The 18,581-nt window shown below is 62.5% G+C and carries 16 protein-coding genes; 3 read left to right on the top strand and 13 right to left on the bottom strand.

The features are described from left to right. Positions 1-23: 23 nt before the first annotated feature. The 6 genes from JJQ76_RS04600 to JJQ76_RS04575 all read right to left on the bottom strand — a co-directional run bounded on the left by JJQ76_RS04600 (position 24) and on the right by JJQ76_RS04575 (position 5,892). The gene (locus JJQ76_RS04600; protein WP_210395550.1) at positions 24-1,475 is read right to left on the bottom strand and encodes an FAD/NAD(P)-dependent oxidoreductase; all 1,452 of its coding nucleotides are present in this window, start codon (positions 1,473-1,475) and stop codon (positions 24-26) included. After that, complete coding sequence (locus tag JJQ76_RS04595) at positions 1,472-1,792, bottom strand: (2Fe-2S)-binding protein (RefSeq protein WP_210395549.1); 321 nt, start codon at positions 1,790-1,792, stop codon at positions 1,472-1,474. Before JJQ76_RS04595 ends, JJQ76_RS04600 begins: the two co-directional genes overlap by 4 nt. After that, positions 1,770-2,900 carry an NAD(P)/FAD-dependent oxidoreductase gene (locus JJQ76_RS04590; RefSeq protein WP_210395548.1) on the bottom strand — a complete coding sequence of 377 codons (1,131 nt, stop codon included), beginning with the start codon at positions 2,898-2,900 and terminating at the stop codon, positions 1,770-1,772. Before JJQ76_RS04590 ends, JJQ76_RS04595 begins: the two co-directional genes overlap by 23 nt. 90 nt (positions 2,901-2,990) lie before the next feature. Further along, positions 2,991-3,989, bottom strand: a complete 999-nt coding sequence (gene dctP / locus JJQ76_RS04585; RefSeq protein ID WP_210395547.1) for a TRAP transporter substrate-binding protein DctP — start codon at positions 3,987-3,989, stop codon at positions 2,991-2,993. Positions 3,990-4,040: 51 nt separating this feature from the next. Next, entirely contained in the window at positions 4,041-5,339 is a 1,299-nt protein-coding gene (locus JJQ76_RS04580) for a TRAP transporter large permease (RefSeq protein WP_210395546.1), read from the bottom strand. Continuing rightward, positions 5,332-5,892 carry a TRAP transporter small permease gene (locus JJQ76_RS04575; RefSeq protein ID WP_210395545.1) on the bottom strand — a complete coding sequence of 187 codons (561 nt, stop codon included), beginning with the start codon at positions 5,890-5,892 and terminating at the stop codon, positions 5,332-5,334. Before JJQ76_RS04575 ends, JJQ76_RS04580 begins: the two co-directional genes overlap by 8 nt. A 191-nt stretch (positions 5,893-6,083) precedes the next feature. Here JJQ76_RS04575 and JJQ76_RS04570 point away from each other — a divergent pair, with 191 nt between their 5' ends. Continuing rightward, on the top strand, positions 6,084-7,007 hold the full coding sequence (locus JJQ76_RS04570; RefSeq protein ID WP_210395544.1) for a LysR substrate-binding domain-containing protein: 924 nt from the start codon (positions 6,084-6,086) through the stop codon (positions 7,005-7,007). A 126-nt stretch (positions 7,008-7,133) separates the two neighbouring features. Further along, positions 7,134-7,535, top strand: a complete 402-nt coding sequence (locus JJQ76_RS04565; protein WP_210395543.1) for a bacteriohemerythrin — start codon at positions 7,134-7,136, stop codon at positions 7,533-7,535. Positions 7,536-7,651: 116 nt separating this feature from the next. Here JJQ76_RS04565 and JJQ76_RS04560 read toward each other — a convergent pair whose 3' ends face one another. The 6 genes from JJQ76_RS04560 to JJQ76_RS04535 are packed head-to-tail and all read right to left on the bottom strand — an operon-like array spanning position 7,652 to position 14,797. Then, positions 7,652-9,394 (bottom strand): BatD family protein, encoded by a 1,743-nt coding sequence (locus tag JJQ76_RS04560; protein WP_210395542.1) that lies wholly within the window; start codon positions 9,392-9,394, stop codon positions 7,652-7,654. After that, positions 9,388-11,346 (bottom strand): vWA domain-containing protein, encoded by a 1,959-nt coding sequence (locus tag JJQ76_RS04555; RefSeq protein ID WP_210395541.1) that lies wholly within the window; start codon positions 11,344-11,346, stop codon positions 9,388-9,390. The genes JJQ76_RS04560 and JJQ76_RS04555 overlap by 7 nt, the downstream gene beginning before the upstream one ends. Continuing rightward, positions 11,343-12,371, bottom strand: coding sequence for a vWA domain-containing protein (locus JJQ76_RS04550; protein ID WP_210395540.1), 1,029 nt, complete (start codon positions 12,369-12,371; stop codon positions 11,343-11,345). Before JJQ76_RS04550 ends, JJQ76_RS04555 begins: the two co-directional genes overlap by 4 nt. Further along, complete coding sequence (locus JJQ76_RS04545; RefSeq protein ID WP_210395539.1) at positions 12,365-12,865, bottom strand: DUF4381 domain-containing protein; 501 nt, start codon at positions 12,863-12,865, stop codon at positions 12,365-12,367. The genes JJQ76_RS04550 and JJQ76_RS04545 overlap by 7 nt, the downstream gene beginning before the upstream one ends. Further along, positions 12,862-13,824: a DUF58 domain-containing protein gene (locus JJQ76_RS04540; RefSeq protein WP_210395538.1), complete on the bottom strand. Its 963-nt coding sequence runs from the start codon at positions 13,822-13,824 to the stop codon at positions 12,862-12,864. The genes JJQ76_RS04545 and JJQ76_RS04540 overlap by 4 nt, the downstream gene beginning before the upstream one ends. A gap of 10 nt (positions 13,825-13,834) precedes the next feature. Next, positions 13,835-14,797 (bottom strand): AAA family ATPase, encoded by a 963-nt coding sequence (locus JJQ76_RS04535; protein WP_210395537.1) that lies wholly within the window; start codon positions 14,795-14,797, stop codon positions 13,835-13,837. Between the two features lie 482 nt (positions 14,798-15,279). Between JJQ76_RS04535 and JJQ76_RS04530 the strand changes: the two genes are divergently transcribed. After that, positions 15,280-17,010: an FAD-dependent oxidoreductase gene (locus JJQ76_RS04530; RefSeq protein ID WP_210395536.1), complete on the top strand. Its 1,731-nt coding sequence runs from the start codon at positions 15,280-15,282 to the stop codon at positions 17,008-17,010. On the opposite strand, the gene JJQ76_RS04525 is transcribed toward JJQ76_RS04530, so the two are convergent. Beyond that, on the bottom strand, positions 17,007-18,545 hold the full coding sequence (locus JJQ76_RS04525; RefSeq protein ID WP_210395535.1) for an amino acid adenylation domain-containing protein: 1,539 nt from the start codon (positions 18,543-18,545) through the stop codon (positions 17,007-17,009). The two genes, JJQ76_RS04530 and JJQ76_RS04525, sit on opposite strands and share 4 nt — an antisense overlap. Positions 18,546-18,581 lie beyond the last annotated feature (36 nt).

The following is an 18,581-nucleotide window of genomic DNA, read 5'->3' as shown; positions in this document are numbered from 1 at the left end:
TTCGGTTGTTGTAGCGCACAGCGTCAGCCTTTCTGGGCGGACTTTCGCGCTGCCTTGACGGGGTTTGTGGGGGCTGCCATCGCTGCCAGTTCCCCCAGGGTGATCGGTTTGATAGGTGAGCGGATGCGGTAATACCCCACCTCGCTGACCGGAACTTCGCGGGCTTCCGCCATCAACTGGGATACGGTCAACCCGCACAGGCGCCCCTGGCATGGCCCCATGCCGGCGCGGCTGAAGGCTTTGGCCTGGTTGGGGCCGGCGCAGCCTTCGCGGGCTATGCGCCGAATCTCGCCCGCGGTCACCTCCTCGCAGCGACAGACCAGGGTTTCGTCGGCGGGGCGCAGAAATGCCGGTGCCGGCCGATAGAGACGATCGAGAAAAGGACGGATCGCCAGTTGCCGTTCAAGCTCGCGCTGAAGGGGCGCGGCACGCGCATCACGCTCGGAGTCGCTGAGCTGCTTCCGCTGCGCGGCGATGGCCAGCGCGGCGATCCGCCCCTGCAGTTCAGCCACCAGGGCACCGCCGATACCGCCGCCATCGCCAGCCATGAATATATTGGCGGTGCTGCTGGCACCCCAACGATCAATACCGGGCCGCCAGCATTGCTGCAGCTCGTCCCAATGGTGATCAATGCCGAGGGCGCGGCTCAGTTGTACGTTCGGAACTACACCCTGGTGGACCAGCAGGGTGCGGCAGGCCAGCTGATGTTCACGTCCGCGATGGTGATAGCTGATGCGATCCAGTTTGCCTTGGTTGTCGGCCAGTGCCCGTAGGTTGGTGATGCCGCTCCTGCGGTTGACGCCGCCACGCTTAAGTTCGGCCATCAGACGTGCGCCTTTGAGCAGGTAACGCCAGCCGCTGACGGCACCTGCCAGCGCTTTGAGGGCATCGCGATAGTTTGCTGCAGGCGTGGTTTCCAGCAATGCCTCGATGCGAATGCCGGCACGTAGCAGCTGGCATGCAACCAGCAACAATAGCGGACCACTACCAGCGATCACGACTGGTTCGGCCGGTGCGAGACCGCTGCTTTTGAGCATGATCTGGGCCGCACCACAGGTCATGACTCCAGGGGTGGTCCAGCCGGGGAAGGGAACAGGGCGTTCCTGCGCGCCGGTGGCCAGCAGCAGTGTTTTGAAGTGCAACTGGTGGCTGCGTCCGTCGCGGGTGAGGCAGAGATGGTTGGCACTTGCCTCCCAGACACTGGCGTTACCGATTCGCTCGATCGCAGCGGTGCTGAACTGTTTTACCAGCGACTCGCCATAGTAATAGTCGGGCCCCAGCACGCTGCGATCCTGCAACGCGGGCTGGCTTACCTGACGGTAGATCTGTCCGCCCGGCAGGGGTTGTTCGTCAATCACTGCAACGCGTAGGCCCAGCTCAGCGGCATCGATGGCAGCGGCCATGCCGGCCGGGCCGCTGCCGATGATGGCCAGATCAACGTAGTCGGTGGAGGTGTTCGAATCAGCTCGGGTCATGAGGCGTTCTCCAACGGTTCACGGGCACCCTGTTGAAAGCGCACCTGCATCCCCTCGGACACCTGGGTCATGCAGCCTTGGCTATTGGGCTGGCCGTCTATCTCCATCAAACACTCGAAACACACGCCCATCATGCAGTAGGGCGCCCGCGGTGCCGCCGATACCGGGGTGGTGCGGGTGGGGCCGAGGCCCGCCGCGAGTACCGCCGCGGCAACGCTTTCGCCGGCGCGGGCGGTTATCGGTTGTCCCTCCACCCAAATATTGACCACGGCGGCGGGATTAGCCGGCAGGCGTTTAAACGCTGAATCGCTGGCCATGAAAGGTCTCCAGTGCAAAGTCGTCAGGATGCTGTCCGCTATCGATCCAGGCAGCGATCGGTCCGGCATGGGCCGCCGCCAGAGTGACGCCGCTATGGCAGGTCACCAGATAAGCGCCGGGATACTGCTCGGATTGTTGGTAGATGGGGTAACCGTCCGGCGTCATCACGCGCAGCGCTCCCCAGGAACGTACCAGCCGCACCTGTTCCAGCAACGGGAACATCCGTACCGCGCGGGCAGCGATGGTGGCCAACACATCGGTGGTGGTGCCGCAATCAAAGCCGACATCTTCCTTTGAGTCGCCACATTGGATGGTGCCTTCGCCGGTTTGACGAACGTGACCGGTGGGATAGTCGAGAAAGTGGCGTACCCGCTCGGCGATCAACACCTGGCCACGGTTGGGTTGCAGTGGCGCAGACAGTCCTACCTGGGGGGCCAGCGTTTTGTTGCCAAGCCCTGCTGCGAGGACCACCTTGGTGCTCTCGTTCCACTGCTTGCCGGCATGAACGCGAAAGCCGCCGGTTATCGGTTCGATGCGTGTTACCGGGCCGCAGGTGAGCAGTTGCCCCTGACGTTGCAGAAAGCGTTCGACCATCGCCCGCAGCAACAGCAGTGGGTTGACGTGGCCATCCTCCGGCCCCCAGGTTGCCCCCGCGACGGTAGGACCGATCGCCGGCACCTTGGCTTTGAGGGCGGTGTGATCGAGCAGCTCGAACGGATAGTCGTCGTTATGCTCTAGGCGCATGCTGGCCAGCATCTGCTGGCGCTGTTGCAGCTCGTCGTCACTGAGGCAGATGTACAGGCCACCGATTTGCGACAACTGGATGTCGATGCCGGTGGCGTCGGTCAGATCGTCGGCGAAGGCACGCCACTGGCGCGCGGATAGTCGGGTCAGGCGGGCGTAATCGGCGCAGGTATCGCCTTTGCCCTGGACCCACACCAGACCGAAATTACCGCGGGAAGCACGCAGAGCGATGTCGCCTTCATCGACGATGACGACACGACGGCCCTGGTCCTGCAACCCCAGCGCTATCGCCAGGCCAACCAACCCGCCGCCGACGACGGTTGCGTCGACATCCGAGTGGCCAGGCGTCAATGCTGCGCTCATCGTTTTCTCTCCATTGGGTCGGCCCTGTACTCGGGCCGGATGGCCGGTCACACATGGGGTGACCGGCGCTTTGGTTTACTCGGCGGGGGATCAGTTTGCTGCCTGATCGAGAATGCTCTGGCCCCAGTCGACACCCACGTCTTCGAGGATCTGCGGCCAAACGTCGGCACGGACCTTCTTCGCCGCGGCTGCTAGCTCGGCGTCGCTCAGGCGGACGATGGTGGCGCCGTTATCGGCCAGTTTCTGCTCGTACGCGGCCTGGTCAGACTTGGCCCGCTCCCAGCGCTTGGCTTCGAACGCTTTTGCCGCTTGTTGGAGGGCGTTGCGCTCGTCGCTATCGAGGTCTGCCAGGGTTCCGGAGTTGATGATCATGTACCACACCTCAAAGTGGGTGTTGATCGGGATGTAGGATTTGGTGACGTCGCGGAAGGAGGCGTAGTAGCCTTCAGCACCGGACCCGATCACCCCGTCGACCACGCCGGTTTGCACCGCGGTAAAGGCTTCAGAGAAGGGGATCGGCGAGCTGATGTAACCGAGCGCATCGCCGGTCAGCTGGAAGCTCTTGATGCCCGGCACCCGCACCTTGATCCCTTTGGCGGCGTCGACATCGCCGGGTGAGACCGCGTCACGGTTGAGGGCGATGCCGCCGAAGTAGACCGGGTAAGCGGCCAGCATGGTGATGTCCTGCTTGGCGTAGAGCTCTTTCATGGTGTCGTAGATGGCGCCGTCCGGGCCGTAGATCTTGCGCGCCTGCTCCCAGTTTTCAGCGATATAGGGGAACGAGCTGATCTGCATCTTGCGGTCCACCGCAGCGGCGGCCGGTTGCACCGCCATGTCGATGGCGCCTACCGAGATACGTTCCTGCACGGAGGTATAGTCCCCGAGAGAACTGGCGGCGTAGATCTTGACCTTGAGGCCACCGTCAGTCGCCTGCTTGACCTGGTCGGCAAACTCCTTGATCTCCTGGTCAATGATCGCACCTTGGGGGCGAACATGGCTGATCTTCAGGGTGGCGGCCTCGGCGGCAGCCATGGCGCCCAGCGATAGCGACAGCGTCAGGGCCAGCTTCTTGGTTAGCGTATTACGCATGGTGTTCTCCTTTATTTTTTTAGGTTTCCCGAAGGAAAATCGTCAGTGCATTTAGTACCCCAGCATCTGGGGGATGAATTCGGACAGCTCAGGCCAGATCAGCACCAGCGCCACCACCGGCAGGTAGCCGAACAGCAGCAGCAGCATCGCTGGCTTGATAATCTCGGTGAATTTGACGTTGCCGATACGGGCACCCAGATAGAGGATGCTGGCGTAAGGTGGGGTAACGCCGCCCATGGCAGTGGTCACACCCATGATGGCGGCGAACTGAATCGGGCTGACGCCCAGCGCCTCCATCAACGGCATCAAAAGCGGTGCGGTGAGGATGATGGCGGTGATGTCGTTAACCACCATGCCGATCAGGAACAGAAACAGAGTCACCAGCAGCAACAGCGTGGTCTTGTCAGAGGTGATCTCGAAGATCGCCTCCACCAATGCCTGGGGAATATCCTCCATCACGAAGATCTGACTCAGCATCAGGCTGAACAGGATCATGATCAGAATGGCGCCGACGGCGGTTGCCGACTCTTTGCCCGCTTCCAGGAACGAGCGCCAGCTGAGCCCCTTGTAGACCATGAAGCCAACCGGCAGCGCGTAGATAACCGCCACTGCAGCCGCTTCCGTCGGGGTCATGACGCCGCCATAGATGCCGCCGAGGATGATCACCGGCATCAACAGCGCAGGAATGGCATGCACGGTGTTGCGTCCGGCCTGCTTCATCAACTCGCCGAATTCGAGCTGCTGATCCAGTATCAGCGGGAACTTGCGGGCCATGATCAGGTTGACGATGGCAAAGTTGAGCATGATCAGCAGACCCGGGCCAAGAGTGGCGAGAAAGCTGGCCAGAATCGAGGTTTCGGTAACCCAGCCGTAAACGATCATGGTGACGCTCGGCGGAATCAGCAGCCCCAGCACGGAGGAGTTGGCGATCAGTGCGGTGGCATAGGCACGGGGGTAGCCCTTGCGCTCCATCTCCGGAATCAGCAGCGGGCCGATAGCGGCAATGCCGGTGAGGCCGGAGCCGGAGATGGCGCCGATAATGGCGCAACTGACCGAGGCGACCACACCCAGACCGCCACGGATACGGCCGACAAAGACGTTAACGAATTTCAGCAGACTGGCGGCGATACCGCTGACGCTCATGATGGTGCCGGCGAATACGAACAGTGGAATCGCCAGCAGCACCGGGTTGGTCAGTTGGCTGAAGCCCCACAGCATCATCCCTTTCATGGTGGCGTCGCCTACCAGGGTCATCACCATCAGGCCGGCACCAAAGCAATAGGGCAGCGGCACGCCCAGGCTGAGCAGAAATACCAGCACCAGAAAAGCGAGTAGGGCTATCTCAACCATGGTTCTTGTCCTCGGTGCGCTCAAGCAACTGGAACTCGTCCAGTTCGCTGGTATGGGGGTGTTCGTGATCAATCGGGGCGTTGAGCTCGGTGCCGCCCTTGAGCAGCTTGCGCAGGTGACCAAACAGGTGCCAGGCGGTGTAAAGCGTCATTGCGGCGAGCCCGAGAAAGAGCGCTGATTCGTAGATGATCGTTGGCAGATAGAGGGTGGGTGTTTCCTTGCTCACCCGCAGGGCGTAGCGGAAGTAATCCCAAGCCCAGCTGGTCAGCCAGACCGAGATCACCAAGCTACAGGTTTCCGATACCAGCAACAGAATACGGCGCGCGCGTTCGGTGCTTAAAAAGATCTCCAGCACGTTGGCACGAATCTGAGTGTCTTCGCGGGAGGCGTTAACGGCACCCAGAATGTAGAGCCAGAGGGTAGGGATCACCGCTACCTCTTCCAGCCCCATCACTGGGGTTTCAAACACATAACGCGTGATCACCTGGACGAACTGGAATCCGGCCACGGTGCTGATCAACAGCGCTAGCGTATAGCGAAAGAGCTTCTCCATTTTTTTATCTCTTTATTGGAGGCTTCACGAGGCGTTCTGAGTGTAGAAAGCCTCACTTCGGTATGGGATTAGTTTGGTGATCTGTACAAATAACATCAAATCGTTTGTTTTGCGTAGTTGATAATATGGTGTTATATGGTCTGAGCCCTCGGGGCAATGACACTCAGCGCATAACCTAGGGAGGACCGCCGATGGCGCGGATCAGTTTCAGGCAAGTGGAGGCGTTCCGCGCGGTGATGATCGCAGGCACCACCACCGGCGCGGCAGAGATCTTGTATGTATCCCAACCAGCGGTCAGCCGTTTGCTCAGTGATTTTGAGCAGAGTGTCGGGGTGCAACTGTTTGAACGGCAGAAAAAGCGGCTGGTGCCGACACCGGAAGCGATGATCCTGTTCGAAGAGGTGGAAAAGTCTTTCGTCGGGATAGAAAAGCTGGCGCGTACCGCAGAGGAGTTGAAGGTGTTTCACCGCGGTACGCTGCGGATCGTCTGCATGCCGGCGCTGGCGCAGGACTTTCTGCCGCAGGTAGTGAGCGAATTTATGGCACGCCACGACGGCGTTGCCGTGACCCTGCAGGTGCGCAGCTCGCAGCAGGTGGCGGATTGGATCGCCAACCAGCACTTTGATATCGGCATCTCTGCGATCAAAGTCTCTGATCCCGCCATCGAGGTCCGCGAACTGGCCAGCAGCGCCTTGCTCTGTGCACTGCCGCCGGGGCACCGGTTGGCCACCAAAGCGGTGATCGTGCCCGCGGATCTTGAGGGCGAGCAGTTTGTCTCGCTGGGCACTGAGCAGAGTGTGCGCTACCAGGTCGACGAGGTGTTTGAAAAAGCCGGGGTACAGCGCAAGTTACTGTTTGATACTCAGGTCTCCCATGTGGCGTGCGCCTATGTGCTCGCCGGTGGCGGAGTCTCGCTGGTCGATCCGGCTACCGCCATCAACTACGCAGCGCGTGGGCTGGTGGTCAAGCCGTTTGAGCCGATGATTCCGTTCAATTACAACATTCTTTACCCGGTTACCCGCTCGCAGTCACAACTGGGCAAGGAATTCATAGCGCTGTTGCGGCAGCGGTTGCAGCAGCTGGCAGCAGCAAGTGGTGGGTTGATGGTGGTTTAACTGGTTGCGCCGATGAATCGGCAGGTAGCCGGCGAGATCAGTCTGGCTGTTTATCACTTTGGATACTTTTCTCTTGCCCGGCCAATTGGTTATCGTTGCACAAAAGATTCTACCGGCGAACGCAACATGACGAACCTCGAACCGCTGTCTTGGGAACCGGCACTTGAGTTGGGTATTGCCGCCATCGATGCCCAGCATCAGGCGTTATTCGCTGAATACAACGCCATGTGTGATGCCTTCATCGCTGAGGCCGGCGCTGAACAACTAAACCGAATGTTCATCGGCTTGGTGGACCATATCGAAACCCACTTTCGGGATGAAGAGGCGCTGATGCGGCAGCTGCGTCACCCCGAATTTGGCTCACACAGGGCTGAACACCAGCGCCTGCTAGAACAGGTGCGTGAGGTACGAGACCGCGCCAAACAGGGGCAGGTGGTGCTCACTCTGCAGATGCTTAGCTTTCTGCGGGGCTGGGTTCGCGACCATATCCTCAACGAAGACAGCAAGATTCTGACTAAGCAGCATTGATCTCAGGCTTCAATTCTTTTAACTGCTCGACGGTGCCGCACCCGACCATTCGCAGTTCGGCTCTGGTGAGCACAACAGCAACCGATACCACGGATCGCCGCCCCGGAGTGGGTTAATTAGCGGTAGAGCGGTTGCAGTGTGTCAGCCTTGGTTGCAGCGGTTGCTCGTGGTGTTAGTTTGAGCAGCTGTTGCAGCAACGCCTCGTAGTTCACAGCAGGTGCCGCATCCGGTGCATACAGTGCCTGATCCAGCCGCTCCAGTTGCGTTCGCAGTTCGCCGGCAGCCAATGCCATGAGTGCCGTTAGCGTGACCGGTGCCGGAACCAGTCTGGTGGCTTGGGCATAGGCCCGAATCGCTTGCCGGACGGCAGCGGGATCTTGTGCGCTGCAGGCTGCGCGCAGTTGCTGTTCGGTGGCGTGGCTGTCGGCTTGGGGGCTGGTTTCCGCCGAGGGCTGAGGGGAGGGTAGCGGTTGCCGTTGCCGGGCGCGCCACCAGCCCCAGCCGAGAACGCCACAGAGCAGAGCCCAGATTAGCTGGCTCCAAAGCCACCAGCCGGCTTGCGAAGATTGTTGCTGCGGAGGGGAACTGGTGGTGCTGACGGGGGCCGCTGCAGGTGCGGTTTTGGTCATCTGAGCCACCTCGGCCACCGAAGTTGCTGGCGCTCGGCTTGGTGCGACGGGCGCAGTGGCGTTGTTCGCTTGTCCGGTTCCCGGCTGAACCTCTAGCTCCAGCGCCAGTGACTCGGCGGTTTCGAACTGCTGTCGCTGGCTGTTCCACCAGCGTTGGCGCAGGGCTGGCAGGGTGAGTGTGCCGGGTTGGGTTGGCACCAGCGCGAAGCGCTGGCTGCGCACGGTGATCACGCCGTTGGCGCTGAGTTGCTGGTCATCTTCGGCGGGTTCCGGGTAGACCTTGACGTTGGCCAGGTCGGGTGGGGTCAGCAGCGGTAGCCGGGCCGGATCGGCACCTTCGGCGACCAGTTTGAGTTGCAGAGTTACCGGTTCGCCCACCCGGGCTGTGCCGTTACCGATCACACTTTGTTCGAGACGTAGCGCCTCGGCAGGTAGCCAGTCGGAACTAACCGGCGCGGGCTGTATCTCGATGGTTTGTGGTTGCTGGTGCAACCGCACCCGTTGGCCAGGGTTGCGGTCGAACAGCGAGCGGCTGGCACCTTTAACAGCGGTCAGCGCCTGTGCCGGCAGGGTCAACGGGCCTTCCTGCTGCGGAAACAGGGCGTAGTTCTTTTCGTACACCAGATAGGGACGGCCGTTAACGCTGCGCTGGTACTGACGATCCTCCAGCTGCAGCAGCTTGGCGCCGTCTACCTCTAGCGGTGTCAGCTGCAGATCCGATAAGCCAACGGCGGTGTTTAGCCGAATCCGTACGCGCAGCTGTTGGCCCGGGTAGGCGGATTCCGGCTCGACGATCCGCTCCATAAAGGTGTCACCGCCGGCCCGGTTGGGGCTGACCGCCGGAGCCCTCACCTGCACCTCAAAGGGTTGGCTGCGAGCACCGCCGAGCTCAAATGCAGGCACCAGAATGCGCCCCTCCATTTTTGGTGCCAGGCTGATCTGCCACTGGGTGAAGGATTCGCTCTGGCCGTTGATGATGCGCAGTTGGCGACTTTGGCTTTGGCCAAGGATGTCGAAGAAAGGCTCCAGAGGGCTGAGGTCGGGCTGGCCGCTGATATCGCGCGAATCATAGCGCAGGGTCAGGGTGAGGGTTTCGTCCAGCGCCAGTTGGTTGCGATCAACGCTGGCGCTGAGGCTGGCAGCCTGTGCCGTGACTGCGACCAGCGTATTCAGCAGGATCAACAGCGCAGGCAGCAGCCAGTCTCTGACGGGTTGAAGGGCGGTTACCATCGTGTCTCCTCCGGCGGCGTCCAGCGGCCCTGACGGTAGGCCTCCAGTTTTTGCCGGTATTCATACTCGAATTTACGTTTTAGCAGCCCACCGGGGTCATCCGGCAGCTGTCTGAGCCAGCGCTCCAGCTCCTCGGGGCGCGGCGATTCGCCAGCTGGTTGCGCCGTGGTATCTGCACTCGGGGAATCACTGTCTTTGGCCTCAGAGGAAGATGGTGACTCCTGGTGCTGGTTGCGTTCAGGTGACTGCTCCTGCGTGTGCTCCTCGACGGGCGGCTCCTCCGGGTTGCGCTCGCCATCGGTCGACTCATCTGGCTGATGGCTGCCCTGCTGCTGTTGCTGATCGTCGTTGTTGTCGCTGGGTGGCGTTGGCGGGTTGTTTTGGTTACGAGCGCCGCTAGCCTTGTCCTGCTGATCCTGCTGATCCTGCTGATCCTGCTGATCCTGCTGATCCTGCTGATCCTGCTGATCCTGCTGATCCTGCTGATCCTGCTGATCCTGCTGATCCTGCTGATCCTGTTCGTTCTGTTGTTTTAAAAGCTCCTCCACCAGTGCGCGGTTTGCTTGGGCGTCGGCATGCTCGGGCTGCTGTTGCAACGCCTGCTCGTAGGCGTCCAGCGCGGCCTGCATGTCGCCGCTACGGGCCAGGGCGTTGCCCAGATTGTAGTGACTGTCAGCACTGGGGGCGGCCTCAAGGGCGCGGCGATAGGCGTCGGCCGCGGCGGCATAGTCACCATCGCGGTAATAGGCGCTACCCTGCCAGGCGGGTTGCCGGAACAGTTCGGCGGCGGGGCCGTACTGTTGTTGGCTGAAGCGTTCCCGGGCCAGTTGATCATCGGTTCGCCATAACTGTTGCCACCAGCCGGGTGGCGGCGGAGCCGTTGCTGAGTCGTTGTTATCAGCGGCCAGGGCGGTGGGCGGAGCGGCGAGCGGCAGGGTGACCAACAGTGCCAAGCCCAGCAGCCAGCCACGACGGAATCCGAGCGCCGCCAGCGGTAGCAGCGCCAGTAGTAACCAGGGCCCGGTCTCTTGCCACTGATCGAACGTGTGGTCCTGCTTCTGCGGTTGCAACGCGTTCTGGCTGCTCAGTCGTGGCGCGAACTGGGTGGCAAAATCGGCCAGTTCAGTGGCTGCGGGCGTCAACGTCCGGTAGATGCCACCATTAGCGGCGGCCAGCTCCGCCAGCGGGGCACTGTCGAGCCGGGCCAATACAGTGTTGCCGGCACGATCGGTGGCGAAACTGCCGTTATTCAGCGGCACCGGGGCTCCGCTCGGGGTGCCGACACCCAGGATCGACAGCCGGTAGGGGCTGTCGTTGAGCAGGTTATGGATGACGGCGCTGGCGCTGGCGGCAACGCCATCGGTGATCAGTAGCAGGTCGCCCTCATTATGGCCACTGCGTTGCAGCAGTTGCAGTGCGCGTTCCACTGCGGCTTCCACCTGGCTACCGCGCAGCGGCATGATTTCTGGCGATAGCGTCGGCACCAGCGCCAACAGGGTCTGGCGGTCGCTGCTCAGCGGGGTGACTACGTGAGCGTCACCGGCGTAGACGACCAGCGCGGTCTGGCCCTCGCGGCGCTCACGCAGCAGGTCGATCAACCGCAGCCTGGCCTGTACCACCCGCGACGGTTTGAGATCGGCGGCGTTCATTGAAGGGGAGAGATCAAACAATATTACCAGTGCTGCTTGCGGCTGATAGCTTGGTTGGGGCAAGCGCTCCCAAGTAGGCCCCGCCAGAGCCAGGATTGCCAGCAGCCAGCCGGCACCGAGCAATAGCAGTGGCGTGCGCCGCGGCGCACCGGAGCGCTCTAACAGTGGACGTAGCAGCGCGGCCGGGATCAGCCGCTGCCAGCCGTTACCCCGCGCCTGCTGGCGCCAAAGCGCAATCCACAGCGCCAGCGCCGGTAGTACTAGTAGCAGCCATTCGGGGCGTAGCAGGTGGAACTCGCTCATGTGGCTTCCTCCCGGTGGGGGTGGCCGTGACGTGGCTGGAGCTGCCGCGCATAACGTATACCTGTCCAGGCGAGCGTGAGCAGCAGCGCGATCGCCAACGGCCAGTGAAACAGCGCTTGCCGGGGGCGTAGCAGTTGCGCCTCTTGTTGGGTCGGTTCCAGCCGGTCCAGCTCGGTATAAACCTCGGCCAACTGGGCCGGGTCACGGGCGCGGAAATAGCGGCCACCGGTGCGGGTAGCGATCTCCGCTAGCAGCGCTTCGTCCAGATCGGCCGAGGGATTGACCCGGCGGGTGCCAAAGAAGCTGCGGACCAGCATCTCGTCGGCGCCTATACCCAGGGTGTGGATGCGCACCTTGGCGTCGGCGGCTACTCTGGCGGCGTCCAGCGGTTCTACCTGACCGGCGGTGTTCGCCCCATCGGTCAGCAGAATCAGCACCCGGCTCTGTTGTGGCCGTTCGGTCAGGCGCTTGACTGCGAGGCCGATGGCATCTCCGATGGCGGTGCGGTCGCCGGCAAACCCCACTTGGGCTTCATTCAGCAGTTGGGCGAAGGTGGTGCTGTCGAAGGTCAATGGCACCTGGGTGTAGGCGCGGCTACCAAACAGAATCAGCCCCAGCCGGTCACCGTTGCGGCGCTGGACGAACTCCGCCAGCACCTGCTTGACGATCCTTAGCCGGTCCACCAGCTCGTCATCCAAAGGCATGTCTTCGGTCGCCATGCTGCCGGAGATATCCACCGCCAGCAGCAGGTCGCGACCGGAGGGAGCCAGCGGCAGTGGCTCGCCGACCCACTGCGGGCGTGCGGCGGCGAGCAGCAGTAACAGCCAGACCGGCACCAGCAACAGCAGCCGGTTGCGCAGCCGGCGACGCGGCAGGGCGGCGGTGGCCGATGCTACGCCGACAAGGTGCCCCGGTAGTGGCATGCGCAGTGCTGACTGATCCTGTCGGGCGCGCGGCAACCAGTGATAAACCAGCCAGGGCAGCGGTGCCAGCAGCAGCACCAGCGGCCAGGCAAAACTCAGCATGATGGCCTCCGGTGCGCTTTTATCCAGCGCTCGGTGAGATGGAGCAGGGCATTCGCATCGCAGTGGTCAGTGCCCTTGGGTTGCGGTTGGTAGGGGCCGCGGATCAGGGCCTCGCCAACCGAAGTGTCGAATTCGGCGAGGCCGCTGTGCTGGCGCAGAAAGTCGCGCCAGTCGTTGCCGGTCAGTCCGGCCACTTGCGCGGCGGGATAGGCGCTGAGGGCAGTGCGCCGCAGCAGCGCCGACAGCGCCGCCAGCAGAGCTGGCAGATCGTGGTCGCGCTCAAATCGATGCCGGTACTCAGCCAGCAGTCGCAGCGCTTCACGGCGGTACCGCCGCTGTTGGTAGCGCCGCCATCCCCACCAACAGCCTGCGGCCAGGGCGGCCAGGGCGATCAGGGCGAGCAACCACCAGCCGGGTGCCGGCGGCCAGTAGCCGATCGCCGGCGGCAGATGGATGTCGCGCAGTTGCTCCAGTGAGGTCGAGGCCGGATTCATGCCCTGCCTCCGGTACGCGGGTTGCGGGTGCGTCCATAGAGTTGCTGCACGCGGGCCACCGGGGAGTCATCGGTAGCGATCGAATGCAGCGGCAGCCCGAGGCGCTGGCACAGTTGGCGCAGGGCGTCATCCCGTTGCTGTTGCTGCTGTAGCAGGGGGGGCAGGTCTTGCAGGTTGACGCGGCGCTGACCATCACTGACCCAGAGGGAACGATCCTGTGGCAGGTTCATCTCCAGCGGGTCGCGCACTTGAATCAGAGTGAGATCGTTGTGACGGGCGAGCTGGAACAGCCGTTGTTCGCAGCGTTGATCCAGATCGTGAAAGTCGCTGAGAATAAACAGCGCGGCGCCGGTGTGCGCGGTCGGCAGCAGTTTGTCGAGCAGTTGGCTGAGCGGCGCTGCCGGTGTGATCGGGCAGGGCGTGGTCAGCCGGCTGGCGAACTGCTGTAGCTGCTGAATCAACGCCAATACGCTGTGGCGGCTGCGTTGGGGGCGGATGTCATAGTGCTGGTCGTCGCCAAAGACCACCCCGCCCACTCGGTCACGGCCGGCCAGCGCGATCCAGCTCAAGAGGGTGGCCACTGCGCAGGCTTGTACTGACTTGTAACAGACCCGGCTGCCGAAGAACATCGGTGAGCGCAGGTCGGCCGCCAGCAGCACCGGACGCTCGCGCTCCTCGCGGTAAAGTTTGGTATGCGGGGCTTGGCGCCGTGCGGTGACGCGCCAGTCGATGGCGCGGATGTCGTCACCGGCCTGGTAGGCGCGTACCTGGTCAAAATCGATGCCACGGCCGCGCTGGTGGGTGCGCCACTCGCCGGCCAGCGGGCTGTGGCTGACTCGGCGCGCCGCCAGCGAACAGCGCCCGGCAAAGCGGTGTAGCGCCACCAGCTCATCCAGTGCGGGATAGATCCCGTGCAGACGGTGCTGGTCGAACGGATCGGCGAGGGCGTGCCGGCTCATGGGGCGCCCCTTAACTGACCGGAACCTGTTCCAGCAGACGCTGAATCACCGCGTCGCTGTTCTGGCCATTGGCTTGGGCCTCAAAGCTGAGCAGCAGGCGGTGACGCAACACATCGTGGGCCACCGCCTGCACGTTGTCGGGACTGACGTAATCCTGACCGTGGAGCCAGGCATGGGCGCGGGCGCAGCGCTCCAGAGCGATGGTAGCCCGGGGGCTGGCGCCGTACTCGATCCAGCGTGCCAGTTCCGGGGCGTAACGGCCGGGGTCGCGGCTGGCAAGAATCAGCTCCACCATGTAGCGCTCCACCGGTTCGGCCAGGTAGAGCCCCTGGACTGCGGCTCGCGCGGCGGTAATGTCGTCGCTGCTAAGACGCAGCGGTGGTGTGGCACGCTGCTGGTTGCGGTCCTCCTGGCGTGCCAGCCGCAGAATAGCCAGTTCGGCGTCGCGGTTCGGATAGGCGACGTTCACCTGCATTAAAAAGCGGTCCAACTGAGCCTCCGGCAGCGGGTAGGTGCCCTCCTGCTCGATCGGATTCTGGGTCGCCATTACCAGGAATAGAGACGGCAGCGGGTAACTTTGCTTACCAATGCTGATCTGCCGCTCCGCCATCGCCTCCAGCAGTGCCGACTGGACCTTGGCTGGCGCGCGGTTGATCTCGTCGGCGAGAATCAGGTTGTGGAATAGCGGCCCGGGCTGAAACTCGAAACTGTGGGTCTCGGGGCGGTAGATGTCGCTGCCGGTGATATCGGCGGGCAGCAGGTCGGGGGTGAACTGCACCCGGTGGAAGTCCCCCTCAATCGCCATGGCCAAGGTTTTAATCGCCTTGGTTTTGGCCAGCCCCGGCGCGCCCTCTACCAGCAGGTGTCCGTCCGCTAGCAGGGCGATCAGCAGACGATCGGTGAGCGCCTGCTGGCCAATAATCTGGGTTTGGAGCCATTCGCGCAAAGCCTGAAACTGTTGCTGGTTGGTCATCCTTAAATCGCCATCAAGTAGGGTTAGTGGGTAACCGCGACATTTGCTGCCAGCCATCAGGGGGTCTGTGGATGAGCCTGGCAGCGCGGAGCAACGGTCTCCGCTGTATATGTAAGTGCTGTGCAGTGGGTTTCAAGGGGCTGTGTTGCCAGACTCCCTGATCCGCCGGGCGCTTCCCAGCGTGGGCACCGGTAGCGTAGATATCTCCTGTCCAGTGCCGCTCCCGGTCGCCCCGCCTGAATGTGCGGGTAGAGAAAGAACGCAGCTCGATAGGATGATACCCTATCGCCCGACCATTGGCGGGGCGTGTGGGCGGCGCTGGCGATAAGCGCAGTCAAGCGGTTGTTATTCATTCAGTTTGGAACGATGGTAATGGCCCGCGAGTGGGAGTTCAATCAACACCATGACTCATTTTTCGCGGTCTGCCGGCAAAGGTTGGACCGGCCTGTGGTCGAGAGCATTTTTATCATGTTGAACCGGTCATGCTGAAGCCGTTCTTGCTTCGCCTGTGTCGATGTTATGCCGTTTCATATCGCGGTGACGAACGGTTGCCTGATGACCATGCGTCAGCCGAGTTCATCGACCAGCAATTGCAACGTCAGCCATGGTGGCGCGCTACCGGGCTGAGATTGTTGTTAAGCGTTTGGGGGCTCTGGTGCGCGGTGCGTTACCCCGGTGATGCAGCGCTCCGGGCACACCTCGGCAGGGCTCGCCGCGGACGGGTGTTCCCTCTGAGGTTGTTGGCCAAGTTTATTCAAAGCCTGGTGCTGCTGCGCTTGTTTGCGGGACAGGAACCGGCCGCGGCGCCGCTCGCCCGCAGACCTGCCCGGGTGCCGAGCAGGGCTGAGGTGGTGGTGGTGGGCTCTGGGCCCGCCGGGGCGGTGGTGGCGACCTATCTTGCTGAGCGTGGCATCAACACGGTGCTACTGGAAGAGGGGGGCTGGCAGAGCGACCGACTGGCTTACGGCTGGCGTGAAATGCTGGAGGGGATGCGCTGGGGCGGGATCGACCTGATTCCCGGCCGCCCGCCGTTGGTTACCCTCGAGGGGTGCGCTGTCGGTGGCGCCAGCGAGGTCAACAGCGCACTCTATTTGCGCGCGCCAGCATCGATCCTGGCCGGTTGGCAGCAGACCCTGGGTTGCGGCTTGGGGCTGACCGAGCACTATGCGGCACTTGAGACCGAGCTGGGACTCGACCTTGCGGCCGCTGACGGCAGTCCGCTGTCGACTCGACTGGCACAGGGCGCGAGCCGGCTGGGCTGGCAGTGGCAGACGCTGGGGCGTCTTCAGCGTAGTGCGGTGCCTCTTTCATTGCGCTCCGACTATCGTTCGATGGCAACAACATTGCTGCCGCGGTTCGAGGCAGCCGGTGGTGTGCTGTGCAGCGCGGCCCGGGTCGAGAACATTCGGCGCTGGGATGATCGGTGGTTGGTCAGTTGTGATGGCGCCGAGGGTGAGAGTCTTTCAGCGGCCGCGGTGGTGCTGGCCGCAGGCGCCTACCAGACACCGCGATTGTTGCGCCGTAGCAAGTTGGGTGGCCCCCATGTCGGGCGTGGACTGCACAGCTCGGTGGTGCTCAAGATTGTGGCGGAGTTTGAGCAACCGGTTAACGACACGGGAGGGGCGATCGGTGCGGTTCAGGTGCGTGAGTTTGCCCCCCGCCTGACTCTGGGTTGCGCCGTCAGTCATCGGGCCCAGTTGGCGCAGGCGTTGGCTGTTTACCCCGGCCCGCAAGCCCTGCTTGATCGTTGGCGCCATATGGGGGTTTTCAGCGTGATCCTGTCGCCGCAATCCCGTGGTGAGGTGACCGCTGGCAGTGTGCGTTATCCGCTGGCCGAGAGCGACTGGCAGGCACTTGCCGAGGGAGTTAACGCGCTGGCGCGACTGCTGGCTGCCAGTGGTGCCAGAGCGCTTTATCCCGTTGCAGAGTTGGCCCCGATGCTGGCTCCCACACACCTGCCCATTGTCAGCGGGCAGGAACTGCGGCAGTGGCAGCCGCAGCTGTTGATGTTGCATCCGACCGCCAGTTGTCACATGGCCGCCTCCGCCGCCGAGGGCGTGGTCGATAGCCAGGGGCGGGTTTTTACGGCGCCGGATCTATGGGTGTGCGACGCTTCCAGCTTGCCGGGCTACCCCGGAGCCAACCCTCAGGCAACAGTGATGGCGATGGCCCGGCGGCAGGCTGCGGGTATCTTGCACCAGTTACGCGGTTAGCCTTCGCGCTCGTCAAGCACTGCCGCCAACTGGCGATAGTCGATTTTGCCGTGCCGGGTAAGAGGGAGTTGAGGCAGATAGCGGACCTGGATAGGCAGCAGCGCGCCCTGAAGGCAGGGTTTGAGCGAACGTATCAGTTTTCGGCGTGCTTCTACTTCGGGTTGTAGAGGAACGGGGGTAACAAACGCCGCGACGCCGACGCATAGCTGCTGCTCGTAAAGCGGCAGAATAGCCGCCGTATCGGCCCCCGAGTGCTGCTGCACGAGCTGCTCTATCGCCTCGGTTTCGGTGCGAATTCCGCGAATTTTGAGCTGCCGGTCGACTCGACCCAGAAAACGCCAGTCTCCGTCGTCGCCCAACCGGGCCAAGTCGCCGGTGCGATACCAGCGGTGTGCGCCAAGCTGTGGGTGTTTACGAACTGTAAATCGATGCTGGGTTTCCTCCTCCCGGGCCCAGTAGCCATCAACTACCTGCGGTCCTGATATCAGCAGCTCCCCCCCAATCTCTGGCGGCGTCCACTGCTCCTGTTCGCCAATGGTCGCCAGCAGTGTGCCATCAAGTGGCTGCCCGATGGTCATTTCATAGTCAGGGCAGTGGAGATCGTAAAGTCGTTTGGCGGTACAGGCGATAGTCGCTTCTGCCGGCCCGTAAAGGTTATCCATCTGTGCATCAGGGGCCGCGTCTTGCCAGCGACGAGCCAGCTCTAGCGGCAGCGCTTCGCCGCAAAACAGAGACCAGCGTAAGGTCGCCAGATTGTCGGGTTTCAGCTGTCCCAGCCGGTGCATGAATGCAATGACCGAGGGTACTGAAAACCACAGCGTTAGTTGCTGTTGGCGAATGAATGGTCCCGGAGCCAGGCGCTGCCGCGCTGGAATAACATGGAGGGAGGCTCCCTGCTGCCAGGCCATGAAAAGATCGAACATTGACAGGTCAAAGGTTAGCGGGAAACTCTGTGACAGACGATCATCGCGTTTGATCACGTAGCGGCGCTGAAAACACTCCAAGGCATGAGTCAGTTGACGGGCACTCACTGGTACCCCTTTGGGGTGGCCTGTAGTCCCGGAGGTGAAGACCACATACACTGCGCTATCGGTATCGAATCCGGCTACCGGCGGTGCGAGTGCCGGGTCACCGGTTGGGTCCAGCTCGATGGACAGATGCCGGGGCCGTTTACCAGGCAGATCCAAGCGATGCCATAAAGCAGCTCCGGACGGATCGGTCAGCAGCAGATCCGGCGCCACGTCGGTCAGCATATCGCGGAGCTGCGGCAGCGGCGTATCGGTGGCCAATGGAATATAGGTGGCGCCCATCCAGAGAGCAGCCAGCGCTCCGCAGTAAGCTTCAGCTCCGCCGGCGCAGAGAACGGCAACGCGGGATGGCGCAGTTGACAGTTGATTTATCCTGGCGGCCTGGGCTGCGGTCAATGCCGTCAGCTGGCGGTAGGTGTAATATTGTCCATCGACGAACAGCGCCAGGGCGTCGGGTGTTTTGCTGGCGTGGTCGAGAATCGGCGATATGGGGTTAATAGCCGTCACCGTTGTGATCGAGTGTTAAAGGTTAATAGTAACCAC

This window comes from Motiliproteus sediminis, assembly GCF_017912535.1.
Lineage (GTDB): Bacteria > Pseudomonadota > Gammaproteobacteria > Pseudomonadales > Balneatricaceae > Motiliproteus > Motiliproteus sediminis.
The sequence above is the reverse complement of the archived record's forward strand: the minus strand, read 5'-3'. Positions and strand labels throughout refer to the sequence as shown.